Source organism: Actinoplanes utahensis (assembly GCF_016862455.1).
GTDB lineage: Bacteria > Actinomycetota > Actinomycetes > Mycobacteriales > Micromonosporaceae > Actinoplanes > Actinoplanes utahensis.
The window spans coordinates 51,646-67,737 of record NZ_BOMZ01000015.1 but is presented as its reverse complement, the minus strand read 5'-3'; the positions used below and the strand labels follow the sequence as shown (position 1 = coordinate 67,737).

At 71.2% G+C, this 16,092-nt stretch carries 13 protein-coding genes; 4 read left to right on the top strand and 9 right to left on the bottom strand.

What is annotated here, in order from left to right:
- Nucleotides 1-3 precede the first annotated feature (3 nt).
- Nucleotides 4-306 (bottom strand): MGMT family protein, encoded by a 303-nt coding sequence (locus tag Aut01nite_RS03875; protein ID WP_043531186.1) that lies wholly within the window; start codon nt 304-306, stop codon nt 4-6.
- A gap of 62 nt (nt 307-368) precedes the next feature.
- Between Aut01nite_RS03875 and proB the strand changes: the two genes are divergently transcribed.
- On the top strand, nt 369-1,481 hold the full coding sequence (proB, locus tag Aut01nite_RS03870) for a glutamate 5-kinase (protein WP_173476735.1): 1,113 nt from the start codon (nt 369-371) through the stop codon (nt 1,479-1,481).
- 53 nt (nt 1,482-1,534) lie between these two features.
- Nucleotides 1,535-2,776 carry a glutamate-5-semialdehyde dehydrogenase gene (locus Aut01nite_RS03865; protein ID WP_043531189.1) on the top strand — a complete coding sequence of 414 codons (1,242 nt, stop codon included), beginning with the start codon at nt 1,535-1,537 and terminating at the stop codon, nt 2,774-2,776.
- 44 nt (nt 2,777-2,820) lie between these two features.
- Here the strand turns inward: Aut01nite_RS03865 and Aut01nite_RS03860 are convergent, their stop codons facing one another.
- Nucleotides 2,821-3,969: a prolipoprotein diacylglyceryl transferase gene (locus Aut01nite_RS03860; protein WP_152629024.1), complete on the bottom strand. Its 1,149-nt coding sequence runs from the start codon at nt 3,967-3,969 to the stop codon at nt 2,821-2,823.
- Nucleotides 3,970-4,144: 175 nt separating this feature from the next.
- The gene (locus Aut01nite_RS03855; RefSeq protein ID WP_152629025.1) at nt 4,145-4,666 is read right to left on the bottom strand and encodes a hypothetical protein; all 522 of its coding nucleotides are present in this window, start codon (nt 4,664-4,666) and stop codon (nt 4,145-4,147) included.
- A 571-nt stretch (nt 4,667-5,237) separates the two neighbouring features.
- On the opposite strand from Aut01nite_RS03855, the gene Aut01nite_RS03850 reads away from it, so the two are divergent.
- Together Aut01nite_RS03850 and Aut01nite_RS03845 are read left to right on the top strand one after the other, a co-directional pair.
- Nucleotides 5,238-6,323, top strand: coding sequence for a polysaccharide biosynthesis protein (locus Aut01nite_RS03850; RefSeq protein ID WP_236643077.1), 1,086 nt, complete (start codon nt 5,238-5,240; stop codon nt 6,321-6,323).
- A complete protein-coding gene (locus Aut01nite_RS03845) occupies nt 6,320-7,477 on the top strand; it encodes a glycosyltransferase family 2 protein (RefSeq protein WP_043531195.1) in 1,158 nt (385 codons plus the stop codon). The genes Aut01nite_RS03850 and Aut01nite_RS03845 overlap by 4 nt, the downstream gene beginning before the upstream one ends.
- 10 nt (nt 7,478-7,487) lie before the next feature.
- Here the strand turns inward: Aut01nite_RS03845 and Aut01nite_RS03840 are convergent, their stop codons facing one another.
- The 6 genes from Aut01nite_RS03840 to Aut01nite_RS03815 all read right to left on the bottom strand — a co-directional run bounded on the left by Aut01nite_RS03840 (nt 7,488) and on the right by Aut01nite_RS03815 (nt 15,898).
- Complete coding sequence (locus Aut01nite_RS03840) at nt 7,488-8,291, bottom strand: prenyltransferase/squalene oxidase repeat-containing protein (RefSeq protein WP_043531197.1); 804 nt, start codon at nt 8,289-8,291, stop codon at nt 7,488-7,490.
- A gap of 85 nt (nt 8,292-8,376) precedes the next feature.
- On the bottom strand, nt 8,377-9,558 hold the full coding sequence (gene moeZ, locus Aut01nite_RS03835) for an adenylyltransferase/sulfurtransferase MoeZ (protein WP_043531199.1): 1,182 nt from the start codon (nt 9,556-9,558) through the stop codon (nt 8,377-8,379).
- Between the two features lie 121 nt (nt 9,559-9,679).
- A complete protein-coding gene (locus Aut01nite_RS43230) occupies nt 9,680-11,881 on the bottom strand; it encodes a DUF3152 domain-containing protein (protein WP_052164389.1) in 2,202 nt (733 codons plus the stop codon).
- 188 nt (nt 11,882-12,069) lie between these two features.
- A complete protein-coding gene (locus tag Aut01nite_RS03825; RefSeq protein ID WP_043531201.1) occupies nt 12,070-13,029 on the bottom strand; it encodes a DUF3152 domain-containing protein in 960 nt (319 codons plus the stop codon).
- 107 nt (nt 13,030-13,136) lie between these two features.
- Nucleotides 13,137-14,093, bottom strand: coding sequence for an alpha/beta hydrolase (locus tag Aut01nite_RS03820; protein WP_043531203.1), 957 nt, complete (start codon nt 14,091-14,093; stop codon nt 13,137-13,139).
- Nucleotides 14,093-15,898: a Daple gene (locus Aut01nite_RS03815; protein ID WP_239124590.1), complete on the bottom strand. Its 1,806-nt coding sequence runs from the start codon at nt 15,896-15,898 to the stop codon at nt 14,093-14,095. Before Aut01nite_RS03815 ends, Aut01nite_RS03820 begins: the two co-directional genes overlap by 1 nt.
- Between the last annotated feature and the right edge of the window lie 194 nt (nt 15,899-16,092).

The window sequence follows — 16,092 nt, the reverse complement described above, 5'->3', positions numbered from 1 at the left end:
GGCTCAGGGCGTCCAGCCGGCGGAGGCCATCAGCACCCGGTCGCCGCGCATCGGGACGCCCTCGGCCAGCAGCAACGCCTTCGCGCGGGCCTCGTGACCGGGCGGGAGCCGGCCGCCGCCGCTGCACACCCGGTGCCACGGGACACCACCGCCGTGCAACGACATGATCCGCCCGACCTGGCGCGGCGAGTTCCGGCCGGAGCGCTCGGCCAGGGCGTCGGCGATCGAGCCGTACGACATGACCCGGCCCTCAGGGATGCTCTCCACCAGGGCCAGGACCTCTTCCACGTACTCCTGCGGTGTCATCACCCGCCACGATATGGGATCTGACAACGATCGACAGCGGCCAGCCGAGCACAATGGGCCGGGTGCGGGAAGTGGTTACCGGTGCGCGCCGGATCGTGGTCAAGGTGGGTTCGTCCTCGCTGACCACCGCGGCGGGCGGCATCGACGAGCAGCGGGTCGACGCCCTGGTGGACGTGCTGGGCAAGCTGGCAGCCGGCGGGCGTGAGGTGGTTCTGGTCTCCAGCGGCGCGATCGCCGCCGGGCTGGCTCCGCTCCAGTTGCGCCGCCGACCGCGGGACCTGGCCACTCAGCAGGCCGCCGCGAGTGTGGGTCAGGGTCTGCTGATCGGGCGGTACGCGGCCGGATTCGCACGCCACGGGCTGACGGTCGGGCAGGTGCTGCTCACCGTCGACGACGTGACCCGGCGGGCGCACTACCGCAACGCCTATCGCACGCTGCGCAAACTGCTCGATCTGGGTGCGCTGCCGATCGTCAACGAGAACGACACGGTCGCCACCGAGGAGATCCGGTTCGGCGACAACGACCGGCTCGCCGCGCTGGTCGCCGCGCTCGCCGACGCCGATCTGCTGGTGCTGCTCTCCGATGTGGACGCGCTCTACACCGGCAACCCGGCCGACCCGGCGTCCCGCAAGATTCCGCTGGTCCGCGACGACAGCGACCTGCTCGGTGTGCAGGTGGGCACCGCGGGCCGGTCCGGGGTCGGCACCGGCGGCATGGTCACCAAGGTCGAGGCCGCCCGGATCGCCACCGGCTTCGGCATCCCCGTCGTGCTCACCGCCGCCCCGCTGGCCGGTGCGGCCCTCGCCGGCGAGGACGTCGGCACCCTCTTCGAGGCCTCCCCCACCCGGCCGGCGGCCCGGCTGTTCTGGCTGGCGCACGCCACCTCGCCGCGCGGGCGGCTGCACCTCGACGAGGGCGCGGTCGCGGCGGTCGTGGCCCGGCGCAAGTCACTGCTGCCGGCCGGCATCACCGCGGTCGACGGTTCCTTCGCCGCCGGCGATCCGGTGGATCTGGTCGATGCCGGATCCGGTACGCCCGTCGCGCGCGGCCTGGTCAACTACGACGCGGTCGAGTTGCCGGCGCTGCTCGGGCGGTCCACACCCGAGTTGGCCGCGGAGCTCGGGCCGGGATATGAACGAGAGGTCGTCCACCGCGACGACCTGGTGCTGCTGTAAGCCTCGGCCGCGTGTGGAGTTCGTACCCCCCGTTTGATCTTGAAGGGTTTGTCATGAGTGTGCTGGAGCAGGCGGCAGCCGCCCGGGTCGCCGCCATCGATCTCGCCCGGGCCACCCGAGCCGAGAAGGACGCGGCGCTGCTGTTGATGGCCGACCGGCTGGTCGAGCGGACCGACGACATCGTGCACGCCAACGGCGTCGACATCGCCAACGCCCGGGAGAACGGGACGAGCGAGGCGATGATCGACCGACTGATCCTGACCCCGGAGCGGGTCGCCGCGATGGCCGACGGCCTGCGGCAGCTCGCCGCCCTGCCCGACCCGATCGGTGACGTGGTGCGCGGCTCCACCCTGCCGAACGGGCTGGAGTTGCGGCAGGTCCGGGTGCCCTTCGGGGTGGTCGGCATGATCTACGAGGGCCGGCCGAACGTGACCGTCGACGCCGCCGGGATCTGCCTCAAAAGCGGCAACGCGGCGCTGCTGCGCGGCTCCGGCTCGGCCTTCTCGTCGAACGCGGCGATCGTGTCGGTGCTGCGCAAGGCGGTCGCCGACGCGGGCCTGCCGACCAACACGATCCAGCTGCTCGACGCCACCACCCGCGACTCGGTGAAGGAGCTGATGCGGGCCCGCGGCCTGGTCGACGTGCTGATCCCACGCGGCGGCACCTCACTGATCAAGACGGTGGTGGAGCAGTCCACGGTGCCGGTGATCGAGACCGGGGTCGGGAACTGTCACGTCTACGTGGACGCGGCCGCCGATCTGGAGAAGGCCCTCGCCGTCACCGTCAACTCGAAGACCCAACGGCTCTCGACCTGCAACACCGCCGAGTCGCTGCTGGTGCACGCCGAGATCGCCGACACGTTCCTGCCGCTGGTCCTCGAAGAGCTCGCCGAGCGTGGCGTCACCGTGCACGGCGACGCCCGGGTGTCCGGCTACAGCGATGCGGTGGTCGCGGCCACCGAAGCGGACTGGGGTACGGAGTACCTGTCCGCGGACATCTCGGTGGCGGTCGTCGACTCCCTGGACGACGCGCTCGACCACATCCGGCAGTACGGAACCGGCCACACCGAGGCCATCGTCAGCGAGTCAATCGCCGCGACCAGGCGTTTCGTGGCCGGCGTGGACGCGGCGGCGGTGATGGTCAACGCGTCGACGCGGTTCACCGACGGCGGCGAGTTCGGGTTCGGGGCGGAGATCGGCATCAGCACGCAGAAACTGCACGCCCGCGGGCCGATGGGCCTGCCCGAGCTGACCTCCACCAAGTACATCGTGACGGGCAACGGCCACACCCGCTGACGTACGGCTTCGTGGCGCCTGGATGATCCAGGCGCCACGACGGGTCAGCTCTGTTCTGCTTCGGCGGCGTCTTCCTTCTTCGCCTTGCCGTCGTCGTTGCCCTTGCCGCCGTCGGTCTCGGGCGTCTTCTCCGGCTCGACGGACTTCTCCGGCTCGGTGGCATCGTCCGGCTCGGTAGCCTCGTGCGGCTTGCTGTTATCGCCGGGCTTTTCGCTCTTGCCGGGCTTTTCGCTCTTGCCGGGCTTTTCGCTCTTGCCAGGCTTTTCACTCTCGCCGGGCTTTTCGCCCTCGCCCGATTTATCACCGGCATCCGAGTCGTCGCCGGGCTTCGTCCCCCCGTCCGGGCCGGAGCTCCCGCCCGCCGGGCCGGAGCCGTCGCCCGATTCACCGCTTCCGGGGGAGATCATGCCGGGATCGTCGGCCGGAGCCGGATCCGTGGCCTTCCCGGGCGTCGACGGGTCAACCGGTTCGGTCGGCTTCTGGACCACGGCCGGCTCCGGCTTTTCATTCTTGAAGTGGAAGCTCGCCGTGTCGTCGGTGCTTCCGCCGGCATCGTCGCGGGCGACGACGCGCAGGGTGTAGGCCGGATTGCCGTTGCGGAAGTCATTCACGTCGAAGCCCGAAAGCCAGGTGCCGCCGCGGTGTTCGACCGGGAAGAGGATCTCGGCGGCACCACTGAACGCGCCGGTCACCGGGTTCCAGTAACTGTGGCCCTGTTTCAGGCTGATCCGGACGTCGGTCGACTCGGCACCCCCGGCGGGAGTCGCGGTGCCGCAGAAGCCGGTGGTGCCGCAGTCGTCGAACGATCCGGTGTCATAGCGCCCGCCCGCGGCCGGGAAGGTGATCGCGGCTTTGATCGGTGTGGTCTCGACCAGGATCGGATCACTGTGTGTGCTCCACGGGCCGGCCCAGGACGCTCCCAGGACGGCACGGACGCGGTAGGTCCACCGGCCGTCGGGAACACCGATGTCCGTGCACGTCGTTCCGGTGATCACGCCGGCGCAACTGCCGACGAGACCGACAGTCGCACCGGTGACGGTGTCGATCCGGGACAGGTGGTAGCCGTCGGCGAGGTCGGTGGTCGGCCAGCTCACGATCACCGAGGACGTCGATCCGCCGGGACGCGCCTCCGGGCTGTCGACAGCGGGGAGTTCGGCTGCCCGCGCGGTTGCGGCGCCGCCGTCGCTCTCCACCGACCAGGAGGCGTAGGCGGCTCCCGGCGCGGCCAGCAGAGCGCCGGCGACCAGGCCGCCGCCGGTCAGAACGTACGCACTGAGCGGCAGTCGCATGAGAGGCCTCTCCTAGGGTCGGATGTGGGGAGACACACCACCGAGGGGCGAGGCGGACGCCTCGCCCCTCGGCCGGGAATCAGTTGGCGGCGCTCTCGCCGTAGACCTTGACCGGGATGCGGAAGGTGGCGCCCTGGCAGCCGTCCTCCGAGTTGTTGATCATGCGCACGGCCTTGCTGAGCGTGAAGGAGGCGGAGCCGTCCTTGTCGACGATCATGTTGCTGCCGGCGACGCCGAGGACGCCGTTGGTGCCGATGGTGTTGGCGCTGAAGTCACCGAAGTAGACACCGGTGTTGTTGCAGTTCTTGCCCGGCAGCGGGGTGGCGGCGACGCCATCCGCCGGGTTCCAGACGATCTTCGTGATCTTGACCGGGAACTTGTTGTCGTTCTGGACCCGGATCTTGGCATTGCCGGTGACACCGGGGTAGAGCGAGGCGTCGACGACCGTCTCGACGGTCTTCAGCTCAACGGCGGTGCCGGCCTTGGCGTAGGAGGTACCGGCACCCTGGACGTTCCAGGCGGCCAGGGCCGCGGTACCGGCGCCGGCAGTCACGGCGAAGATCGCACCGGCAACAACTGCACGCTTGACAGACTTACGCATTATGGCGTTCCTCCGAAGTAGAAATGCTTCGCAGGCGCCGGTTTCGCTACTGACTCCCCGCCGGACTGGAGCGACCATCTTCATCGCCCAGCGGATCTTCGTCTCGCCTAGGCCCTCGCCGGGCCTGCCACAACTATGCGTGACATGCCCGCCTTGACCCAATAGCCCTTATTACTGTGCGTGACCCATCAGCCGGACAGCAGGACCATAGCCTTTCGGTCTTTTCCCGGCACAAAGGCGCGGCGTCTCTTGACATCCCGCGCACACCACCGCGAAACGTCGGCTCCTCTTGGCGTCGGCAGCGCCCGAACGCCTGAAGTAAGGACTACGGAGAGCAACCACGGGTCCTGACTGTCGGCGACCACATCCGCCTGATCAAGGGCTACCGCAAACCCACCTGATACCGACTGATCAGCTGATGCCGGGAATCTATGACAAAGGAATGATATTCGCATGCGGCCTGCAGGAGGCCGTGGGCGAGGCACTGAACCGTCGGGCGAGTTGGTCGCCCATGTCCGGCGGGGAGCCAGCGGCGAAACCGACGTCCTTGGTCAACCAAGGAGATCGCTCAGTGCACAAGTTCCTGGCCGACCCGGCCACCCTGGCCCGAATGCTCGGTAAGGACTCCGATCCGACCTACAGCGCGGCGGCGCGGGCGTCGGTCGAAGGCCGTTCGGTGCTCGTCACCGGCGCCGGCGGCTCCATCGGCAGCGAGATCGTCCGCCAGTTGCACCGCCTCTCCCCCGGTCCGGTCTACCTGCTCGACCACGACGAGGGTGCGCTGCACAGCCTTCAGGTCGAGCTGAACGGCCACGGACTGCTGGACGACGACCGGACGGTGCTGGCCGACATCCGGGACGGCGATGTCATGCGCCGCCTGATGGAGCGGATCCGCCCGGACATCGTCTTCCACGCCGCCGCCCACAAGCACCTCCCGCTGCTCGAGCGGTACCCGGCCGAGGGCATCAAGACGAACCTCCTCGGCACCGCCAACATGATCGCGGCGGCAGCCCACGCCGGCACCGGCACGTTCGTCAACATCTCGACCGACAAGGCGGCGGCCCCGACCAGTGTTCTCGGCGCCACCAAGCGGCTCGCCGAGCGGGTCGTGGCGGCCTGGTCCGGCGGTCCGATGCGGGTCGCCTCGGTACGGTTCGGCAACGTGCTCGGCAGTCGTGGATCCTTCCTGCCGACACTGCACTGGCAGCTGAGCAACGACCTGCCGGTGACCATCACCGACCCGCGGATCACCCGGTTCTTCATGACGATCCCGGAGGCGGCGAGTCTCGTGATCGAGGCCGGTGAGATGGCCCGTACCGGTGAGACCTACGTGCTGGACATGGGTGACCCGGTCAGCATCGAGGACCTGGTTCGCCGGTTCGCCATCGATCTCGAGGTGACGCCGGAGATCGTCTACACCGGGCTCCGGCCCGGCGAGAAGCTGCACGAGGAACTGCTGGACGGGATCGAGAACCTCACCGGCACCCGGCACTCCCGGGTGTCAGCCGTGATCGCCAACGGGCCGGCCCCGGCCACCCTGCTGGACCGGGTCGATCGGCTCGCCGATGACCTGACCACGCTGGCCGACGAGGAGCTGCGCGACCAGCTGTGGGACCTCGTCGACAGCACGGCGGCTGATCTGGCCGGTGTTCGATGACGCCGGTCTCCTGGTCGGTCTTCGCTCTGTCGTTCCTGATCATCCCGGTGATATGGGTGCTCATCGACCGGTCGCCCACGCTGGTCGCCGCGTTCGGCGGTCGTAAGCCGGCCGTCGGCCCCGCGGTCGAGGACTTCGAGGTCCTGGTCCCGATCTACGGGTCGGTCACCTACCTGGAGAACGTGCAGTACCTGCGCCAATACGGCGACCGGGTACTGCTCTGCACGACGAACGGCGAGAGCCCGGAGTTCTACCGGGAACTCGCCGCCATCGCGGACCAGTACGGCTTCCGGATCTTCCGCGCCGCCGCCGTGGCCGGTGGGATCGGCGCGGACGGCAAGCGGGCGACCTCCGGGGCGGCACGGGACATGCTCGTCCGGGAAGCGCTCGAACATCAGGTGCGCGCACCGTACGTGGTGTGCATCGACGCGGACAGCATCACCGACCAGCCGTTCGGCGTCCTGGTCGGCATGCTCGCCGCCAACGGGTACGACTTCGCGTCCGTGCCGCTCGTCCCGACGAACACGCGGTCGGTGCTCGCCCGTCTCCAGGCCTACGAGTACCGCAGCGCCATGAAGCTGCGCCTCATCGCCCCCTGGCAGGTGTCGGGAGCCTGCCATGTGGCGCGGGCCGAGGCACACCGCGAGGTCATGCGCCGGCACTCACTGTTCTTCCAGGGCAACGACGTCGAGGCCGGCCTGCTGGCGAAGGCTCTCGGCTATCGGGTCGGGCACCTGCCGTTCGCTGTCCGCACCGCGGTGCCGGACACCCTCAAGAGCTGGTACCGGCAGCGTCTGGCGTGGTCCGGCGGCGAGTTCCGGCTGTTCGTGATGAACCTGCACCTGCTCGCCCGGCACCCGTTCTTCTGGATCTACGGCGCGATCGTGACCACTGTGGGACTGCCGTTCCGCTGGATCACTCTCGCGACCGGCGGCTGGGCGCTACTGGCCATCTTCACCCTGCACGCCATCGCCACCGTGATCGTCCACTGGCGGGTACGCAGCCCCATGCTGGCGCTCCTCCCGCTGTACTCCCTGTTCAACAGCCTGGTCATGACCCCGCTCGGAGCAGTCTGGTACGTACGGATGGCAATCGCCGACCGCAACGCCGGATTCATCCGCACCGCCCGCCCACGAGTGCCGGCCACCGCATAGCGGCAGATCTTCAACGACAGGCCCGCAGCGCCGTCAGCGTGATGTTGACGTCGAAGAGCGGGCCTTCGTCGCTGTCCCAGCCGCCGTCGCCGCGCTGGGTCGCGGCCAGCCGCTTGCGGGCGCTCTGCAACAGCCAGTCGTCGCCCAGGTTCACCCGGCGCAGGGCCGCCGCCATCGAGGCGACATCGGCCGGCGACATGTCCGGCAGGCGGTCGCCGAGGATCTGCTGGACCCGCGCCGACTCGTAGAAGAACTGCTGCTGGTGCAGCAATCCGGCGGCGTGCCAGCCGGTTGCCAGGAACGAGGGCCACGTACCGTCCGGGCGCAGTTGGGAGACCGCCCACCCGGCGGCGGACCGCAGGACCTCGCCCCACGGCGACCGGGTCTGATGAGGGTCGATCTGGACGGCCGCGACGGTGAGCCAGAAACCGGCGACCGAGGTCAGATAGAGGGTCGCCTCGGGGTCGCCGGGCAGCGCCCAGGGTGGCGCCTGGTCGGCGAGCGACTCGTGCTCCTGCCAGGTCCCGTCGCCGCGCTGTGCGCTGGCCAGCCAGTGCAGGGCGCGCACACCGACCGCGTCGTTGAGGGCGCCGATGTCGTCGAGCTCGGCGAGGCGGAAACAGGTGGCGTCGATCGACGGGATCGCACCGTCGGCGGAGGCGGGCCAGCCGCCCTCGGCCATCTGCCCGGCAGCGATCCGGACCATGACCTCCGGCGGGGCCGGATGCCCGGTGCGCAGATGTGACAACCGCGCCCGTTCCACCGGATCACCATGGGCGACCACGTAACCGATCGCGGCATCTATATCGATCACGATAAAGACGGTACCGGCCGGATCGGCGAACCGCAGGCCCGTCCCACCCGGGGAGTCACCCGAAGGTGACTCCCCAAAGCGTGGATCAGTACGACGGCAGGGACGGGTCGATGACGCTGACCCAGGAGACGATGCCGCCCTGCACGTGGACGGCGTCCTTGAAGCCGGCCGTCTTGAGCGCGGCCAGCGCCTCCGCCGAGCGCACGCCCGACTTGCAGTGCAGGACGATCTGCTTGTCCTGCGGGAACTTCGCGAGCGCCTCGCCGGAGAGGATCTCGCCCTTGGGGATCAGGACCGCGCCGGGGATCCGGTTGATCTCCCACTCGGCGGGCTCGCGGACGTCGACGAGGAAGATGTCCTTGCCGCTGTCCTGCCAGTCCTTGAGCTCGCGGACGGTGATCGTGGAGCCGGTGACCGCCTCCTGCGCCTCCTCGGAGACGGCGCCGCAGAAGTCCTCGTAGTCCTCGAGCAGGTCGGTGACGGTCGGGTTGTCACCGCAGAGCGCGCAGTTCGGGTCCTTGCGCACCTTGATCTTGCGGTACTCCATCTCCAGGGCGTCGTAGACCATCAGACGCCCGACGAGCGGCTCACCGATCCCGGTGATCAGCTTGATCGCCTCGTTGACCTGGATCGAGCCGATCGACGCGCAGAGCACGCCGAGCACGCCGCCCTCGGCGCAGCTCGGGACCATGCCGGGCGGCGGGGGCTCCGGGTAGAGGCAGCGGTAGCAGGGACCGTGCTCCTCCCAGAAGACCGAGGCCTGACCGTCGAAGCGGTAGATCGAACCCCAGACGTACGGCTTGCCGAGCAGCACCGCGGCGTCGTTGACCATGTAACGGGTCGCGAAGTTGTCGGTGCCGTCGACGATCAGGTCGTACTGGGAGAAGATCTCCTTGACGTTGTCCCGGTCCAGCGCGGTGTTGTGGATGACCACGTTCACCAGCGGGTTGACCTCGGCGATGCTCCGGGCCGCGGACTCCGCCTTGGGCGTGCCGATGTCGGAGACGCCGTGGATGATCTGGCGCTGGAGGTTCGACTCGTCGACGGTGTCGAAGTCGATGATGCCGAGCGTGCCCACGCCGGCCGCGGCCAGGTAGAGCAAGGTCGGCGAGCCGAGGCCGCCCGCGCCCACGGCGAGGACCTTGGCGTTCTTGAGCCGCTTCTGCCCGTCCATCCCGACGTCGGGGATGATCAGGTGACGCGAATAGCGGCGGATCTCGTCGACGCTCAGCTCGGCGGCCGGCTCGACGAGCGGGGGCAGAGCCACAGTTCACTCCCCGGGGTTCGGTGAATTCGGATGTGTTGGAACGCCGCCCATTGTCGCTCGATTCGCGCACCAGCACCCATGACGTTGGCCACGGGCCCGACATGCGGGATCGCGGAATAATTCACGCTATCGGCTTGCCCGCGTAACGCTTGCCGTCCAGATAGGGCCATGCGTTCGCGGTGCAGCCCTTCAGGCCGAAGGTCTGCTGCTGCATCACCGGCGCCGGCTCGCCCTTGCCGGGGCAGGCCTCGTGCCCGTGCCCGAGCTCGTGACCGACCTCGTGGTTGATCGTGTAACGCCGGTAGACGTCCAGTTTGCCGTCGTAGTCGGGGACCGCGCCGTCCCACCGATCGGCGTTGATGACGACCTGGCCGGGCACACGGCACGAGGTGTAACCCTCGGTGTCCAGGCCACCGGCCGCGCACATCCGCTCCGACGTCTTCGCCGAGGCCAGGTAGACGGTGAAGTCCGCGTCGGCGCCGGCCTTCGGCACCCGCCGCAGCCGCAGCCGGCCCTTGTTGATCCAACTGCGCTCGTCACCCAGGGTGTCGTCGATCGCCTCGGCGAACTCCCCCGGCGACGTGCCCTCGACGGTCTCCTCGACCGCGACCCGGAACCGGTACAGCCGGCCGCCGGTGCCGAGCACCGGGCCGCGGGTGTTCGCGTACCCGAACTCGCCCGGCTTCGCCGCCGCCACCGTCTCGCTGTCGCCGGTCTTCATCGGCGCGGCCCCGGTCACGGCCGGGGCGGGGCGTATCTCCGCCGGTTCGGCCGCGCGTTGCGCGGTCTCCCGCCCGGGTGCGACGGGCTGCTCCTCGTTGCGCAGCTCATGGCCGGCGACCAGGACGGCGATCACCAGCAGGAGGTACGCCACGAGCACCGCCCTCCGCCGCCATCGGACCCGGCGGGTGGTGGTGGTCTCCGGCGCCGCGTGCCGGGCCGGCGGGTCGGTCCGCGAGTGCGCCGGAACGTACTCGGCGTCGCTGTCCCCCCGGGACATCACCGACGGCAGGAAGTCGTGGTGCTCCGGCTCCGCCTCGGGGAGGGTGTCCACGCGTGGGCGGTGCCGCTCGGCGGCCGGCACGTAGATCCGCTCGTGCTCGTCCGGTTCCCGCACCGCCATGCCGGGGCGTTCCTCGGTGACCGCCTCCACGGACGCCGGGGCCGCCCCGGCGGGCGTGCGGGCCTCCGGGGCCTCGTGCCCGGGTTCCGAATCCTCGACCATGGGCGGAACCGGCGCGGGGACGTGGATGTTCTCGGCGAGGTTGCGTTCCAGCAGGTTGCGTGGCGGCCACAGGTTGTCCGGCAGCTCGACCGGCAGCCGCAGGCTCGGCGGCAGGCCCGGCCGGTTCCTGATCTTCGGGTACCCGTTCTCCGCCGCCACATCCGCGAGCTCCGCTCCCGGCGCAGCCGCCTCCGGCGAGACGTCCGGTCCCCGGTCGGCGAACCCACGATGCGAGCCGGGACGGTCGACGAACCCGGACTCGTCCCCTCGCTCGGGCCGCTCCGGGAATCCGGGCCCCCCGAGCCAGCCGTTACCGGCGGACAGCCCGTCCCACTGGCCGGACTCCACCTCCGGAGGGCCCGCGAGTGGCCGCGAAGTGAGCGGTGGACGGCCGGCCGAACCGGGCCGGGCAGCGCCGGGAACGGCCCGGAAACCGGGTCCGGACGCCGTGGAGCGGCTCGACCGGCGGGCGCCGGCGCCACGGGGGTTCACGTACCCGCCCGGCGCGGCCATCGGGTCGTCAGCGGCCGGCCGGGACGGCTCGGGTTCCGCGGGGCGCGGTTTCGAGGCGGCCAGGCGCTCGGCGGCCAACTCCAGGATGCCGCGAGTCATCTCCGCCGGCGCGGACCCCGCCTCACCTCCGGCGGGCGCCTCGAGATCTTCAGGGGCGGGGGTACGGCGTACCCGGGCCTCGCCCTGGGACGCGGCGCCTGCCACACGGCCGCCGGGGCTCGCCGGCTCCGTGGTGGCGGCCGTCCGGCGGCGGGCCGGCCGGACCGCGGTCTCCGGGTCCGGCTCCACCGGGGCCTTGACCGTAGCGGTCTTGCGGGCCGGCGAGCGCCCGGTCGTGGTCCGGGACGAGGTGGACTTGACCGCGGCCGGCTTGACCGGGGTCTCGCCGGTGTCGGCCGCCGCGGTCGACTTGCGGGCGGCCGGACGGCGGGTGGCCGGATCCTCGGCGGGCGCGGACTTGCGCACCGTCTTACGGGCGGGTTCGGCCGCGGCCGTCAACGGCGACTTCGCCGTGGCGGCCGCCGCCACGGTGCGGCTGCGCCGGGCCGTGGCGGGGGGCGTCGCGTCCGGCGCCGCAGGATTCACCTGTGCGCGGGAACGCTCGCCTCGACCACGCCGCTCGATGCCGGCGTTCGGGTCAACGGGGCCATTTGTCGCGTTTGCCATAGCAAGCGAAAGCCTGCCACGACTCACCGGCCGTCACCGGACTTTCGCATTTCCGTACCGGAAGTGCCGACAACCCCACCAGCCACACCGCGGCCCGCTCGGGTGGGTCAGAGGGACGGGCCGGAGAAGTCCCTGCCGTTGCGGCGGGGCCAGGAGTACGGGTTGCAACCGCGCAGGGTCAGAGTCTGCTGGACCATCACCGGGGCCGGGCCACCGGTCTTGGGGCAGCCCTCGTGACGGTGGCCGAACTCGTGCCCGACCTCGTGATTGATCACATAGCGGCGGTACTGGGCGAGGCTGGTCCCCGACTCCACGTAGGTGGGGGCGGACTTGCGCCAGCGGTCCAGGTTGATGATGGCCTTGCCGGTGGCCCGGCAGGACGTGTACGGCACGCCGCCGATCCGGATGTTGGTGCCACCCAGCTGGCACATCCGGCCCGCGGTCTCCCGGGTCGCCAGGTAGACGGTGAAGTCGGCCTTCTCCGCGCCGGTCACCAGCTGCAGGCGGAACCGGCCGGCGCCGACCCAGCTGCGGGAGTCCTCCAGCACCGCCCGGACCTGTGCGGTGAACGCGGCGACGTCCTCGCCGCTGCCCTTCTCCACGGCGACCTTGAACCGCCGGACCGTGCCCTGGGGACCGGCGACCGGGCCGCGGGTGGTCGCGTACTGGAACTCGCCGGAGCCCTTCACCGGCACCTTGCCGGGCATCTGCACCACGTCCTCGGCCGGGAAGACCGAGGTCGCCGGCGATCTGGGCGCCATCACCGGTGTGCCGGGAGAACCGGGATCCGGAGCATCCGCCGGGGACGACCCGGGCGACGGCACCGAGCCGGACGGACCGGCTGCCGCACCGGAGTGCTCCGCACTGGACGCGGGTGAGCCGGCGGGCGACGCGGCCGCCGCGGCCGGATGACCAGCCGGGCCCGGGTCGCTGCTGAGCTGTCGACCGATCACCACGGCGGTGAGCAGCACCAATGTCGCCGCGAGAGCGATCAGCCAGGACTGCCGCCAACGGCCGCCAGGGGATGTGGATCGCCGGGAGGAGGCCGGCGGGGCAGGCGAGATCATGGGCCTTCAGAGTCGCACATGACGCTCACCGCACCTACCCGTGCACGATCTTGTGCGCATCGTTACATCGTGCAACCACACGGCTCCGCGGAACGTGGCCGACCGCGTCAGCGATCAGCGCGGACCTCGTCGAGAAGGCCGACGATGCCGCGGGCCACCAGACGCGGGACCTCCATCTGGGCGACATGGCCGACGCCGGGAAGGACCAGCAGGCGGCCGTCGGGGACGACGCGGGCGACCTGGGTGGGCACCCGGGGATCGACCAGACGGTCGTTGAGGCCGCCGATGACCAGGGTGGGAGCCTCGATCCGGGCGGCCAGGCGCCACTGCGAGTTGAGACCCGGGAGGTAGGCCCGGAGGAAGCTGCCGACCAGGCCGCGCAGGGTGCCGAGATAGGCCTTCGGATAGTGGGCGACCGTGTAGCGGAGCTGGATCTCCTCCATCGCCTCGGCACGGCGCTGGGGATGCACCTTCGTCGTGTCGCCGAAGCATGCGGCGAGGACCTGCTCGGCCATCTGCTCGGCGGTGATCCGGGTCAGCGCCCACGCCATCAGGCGGTCGGCGGCGGGCAGGGCGAGCAGCGGCAGGACCGGGCCCTGCGCGGTGCGGCGCGGGTCGAGGAACGGCATGGCCGGGGAGATCAGCGTGAGGGTGCGCACCAGGTCGGGACGGAGCGCGGCGACCCGCACCGAGATCGAACCCCCGAGCGAGTTGCCGATCAGGTGGACCGGGCCCCGGCCGGACTGCTCCAGATAACCGATCATGGTGTCGGCGAACGCGGGGATCGAATAGCGCGGACTCGGATCGCTGTAACCGAAACCGGGCAGGTCCACCGCCTGGCCGTCGAGCCGGTCGGCGAGCAGCCCGGCCAGATCGGTGAAGTTCTGCGAGGAGCCGCCGAGCCCGTGCACATAGACAGCAGGCTCGGCGTCGGGACTCTGACCAGGGGTGTCGCGCACATGCAGCATCGACCCGGCCACGGTCACCCGGCGTGCGGGCCACGGTGGCGGAATCTCCCCTTCCGGCAACAGCGCGCTGTCGTCGGCCAGAATCGCACCCTTCATCAAGCCAAGAGTGCCTCAAGCCGCCGGTTGACCGCCGCCAATGTGGCGCGCACCATGGCGTGCCGGTCGTCACCGGTCACCACGGCCGAGCCGGCGAGCTGCTCGACCCAGCCGCCGCCGCAGGACAGCAGCAGCACGACCACCGCGACCTGCATCGGGCCGAACGAGACCGCCGAGGCGTGCTCGACGAAACAGCGGGCCGGGCCGTCCGGGTGCTCCGAGCCGGCGAGCAGGTCGTCGACCGCCCCGGCGGTGGCGGTGGCGCAGAGCCGCAGCAGATAGCCGTCGACGGCTGGGCCGGTGGCGACGCCCGAGGCGGCCCGCCCGCCGGCACGCAGCCGGACCTCCACGGTGGCGTCCGCGCCGAACGTGTTGACGTGCACGTTCTCGATGATCACGCGGGGGCCGGGGTTGCCGCCGGGGTCCAGGGGCCGGGGCTTGGAGGCGTCGGCGGGGACCAGCGCGGCGGGAGTACTGATCGGCGCGGCCGTCGCCGGCGGAGCGCTGACCGGCGGGGCCGTCGCCAATGGAGTGCTGACCGGCGGGGCCGTCGGCGGCGGAGCGCTGACCGGCGGGGCCACCGGAACCGGAGCCGGAGCCGGGGCCGGAGCCGGGGCCGGAGGGCTGGAGACAGGCGCGGGCACGCTGGACACCGGCCGGACCGGACTGGAGACCGAGGCCGCGGTGCTGGACGCCGGAGCGACCGGGCTGGACACCGGACGGGCCGGGCTGGAAACGGGCCGAACCGGGCTGGACACCGGCCGGGCCGGGCTCGACACCGGCCGAACCGGGGTCGACACCGGCCGGGTCGGGCTGGACACCGGGGCGACCGGAGCGGCGGCCCGGGCCGGCTGGCTGGGCAGCAGTGGGGTCCGGGCGGACGAGACCGGGGCGCTGGACGGCCGGAGCGCGGCGGGCGGGTCGCCCGGCATGGCCGCGTCGAGGCCCATCCGGTCCTGCAGGAGGCGGGCCACCTGGCGGCTCACCTCAGCCGGATCGGCGCCGTCGGCGAGGTCGAGGCGAAGGCTGTGCGCACCCGCGGGGGTGGCCCGCAGCGACGCGTCCCGGACGCCCTCGACCTCGCGCACGGCGGCGAGGATGTCCTGGACGTCGAAGCCCTCCTGGCGTTCCCGGGCGGGCACGACGTCACCGCGACGAAGGTGCGTCGCGATGCGCGCCAGGGCGGGCGCTTCGGCCGACGGCTCCACGGAGGGCGGCTCCGGAACTCTCGGGACGTCCGGCTGGGCCGGGACGCGCTGCGGCAGGACCCCGTTCCGATCACTGTCGGCATCGGTCTCGACGCCGTCGGAATCCGCGAAGGTCGGCGGGGCGTGGGTCGGTGTGCGCTGGAAACTCGGCGAATCGTACGCCGAGGACTCGGCGATCGGGTTGTCCAGTTGCGGCAGGCCCTGCGCCAGGGTGTCGGTGACCAGCGCGTGCCGGGATCGGACGGGCTCGGCCGCGACCGGCGCGGCGGGCGGCGTGACCGGATCGGGCAGCCAGTCCGGGCGGGGCATCGGCACGGGAGCCCGCTGGGAGTAGGAGTCGTCGAGATCACCCTCGTACGGGTACGGCGGGGCGCTGCTCGGTGGCATCGGGACGCCACCCGGCGGCGGCCGGTGTCCGAGGATGTCAGCCAGCCTGCTCCGGTCGGTGGGCCACCCCTCGGACGGGGGAATCTCCGGACCCGGCTGGGAGGCGGGCACATCGGACGGCGGCGTGACCCCGAAGGGCCGCTCGCCGGGGACCTGCTGCCGGCCGAAGACACGCCCGTCCGACGGGCGCCGCCACGGCGGCGTGTCCACTCCCTGCTCCAATGACGCTCCCGTGTTGGCCCACGGACTGTCGTTGCCCGTCCAGCCGTTCACTCGTGTGCGGTCATGCGAGTCGGCGCCGTTGCCACCCGCTGAGGCCCCGGTGTCCCCGGAATGCCCTGATTCATCCACCGCGTGCTCCTCGCTCGCCCCCGCTGAGGCTACCGTGTCGTTGCAGTGGCGAT